The sequence below is a fragment of the Acinetobacter halobius genome, from assembly GCF_044130335.1.
GTDB lineage: Bacteria > Pseudomonadota > Gammaproteobacteria > Pseudomonadales > Moraxellaceae > Acinetobacter.
Window position 1 is genome coordinate 1 of sequence record NZ_JBIQOD010000042.1, and the last position, 1,007, is coordinate 1,007.

Below are 1,007 nucleotides of genomic sequence, written 5' to 3' on the forward strand. Positions count from 1 at the left end.
AAAAAAACCTCCCATGTGATCTGACCCCATAAAGTTGGACGAATTAATTAAGCAGCTTTTAAGGACTGAGTTCTGTACTGTACGGGACTCAATCCTTTTAATTTAACCTTGATTCTTTCATGGTTGTAATAGTGAATATATTCTTTCACGGTTTGCTCTAACTCATCAACAGATTTAAATTCTTCACCATAGAAACACTCTGATTTGAGTATTCCAAAGAAGCTTTCCATAGAGGCATTGTCTAAACAATTCCCCTTACGCGACATGCTTTGGATTAGCCCTCGTTCTGCTAACTGTTGCTGGTAAAATCTCATTTGATACTGCCAACCCTGATCTGAATGGATGATGGGCTTTTCAGTTGGTTTGAGCTTGTTCAGTGCATCTTTTAGCATTTCTTTCACCAATCCAAACATCGGTCTACGTTGGGTTTGAAAGGAAATAATTTCACTATTAAATAAGTCCATGATCGGTGATAAATAAAGCTTCTCACCCCGAACATTGAATTCCGTTACATCTGTAACCCACTTCTGGTTGGGCTGATTTGATTCAAATTGCCGTTGCAATATATTGTCTGCAACTCGACCTACTTGCCCCCTATAAGAACGATATTTCGCTATTCTGATGCGTGATTTTAGCTTCATGGACTGCATAAGCTTTTGAACACACTTATGGTTAATCACTAATCCCATGTTTTTCAAGGCAAGTGTAATCCTTCGATACCCATATCGCCCTTTATGTTGATGATAGATCGCCTTGATCTGCTGTTTTAAATCACTGTATTTATCTTCGAGTTTTGATGACTTCTCATGATAAAAGTACGTGCTTCGAGCCATTTTAGATGCGCGTAATAAATGTCTTAGTGGATAGCTTTGCCTTAATTCAGATACAAGTCTTGCAAATGCTGCTGCTCGGCCGCTTCCTTTGCTTCTTGCTCCAACCTTAAGGCTCTCAGCTTTTTTAGAAATGCGTTCTCTGCACGTAGATATGCTAATTCTTCAAGTAGCTGC

General features: G+C 39.1%; 1 pseudogene. It reads right to left on the bottom strand.

Annotated elements, in window-relative coordinates:
* Positions 1-47 precede the first annotated feature (47 nt).
* Positions 48-1,007, bottom strand: a pseudogene (locus tag ACE01U_RS17005) (IS3 family transposase); the annotation flags it as partial.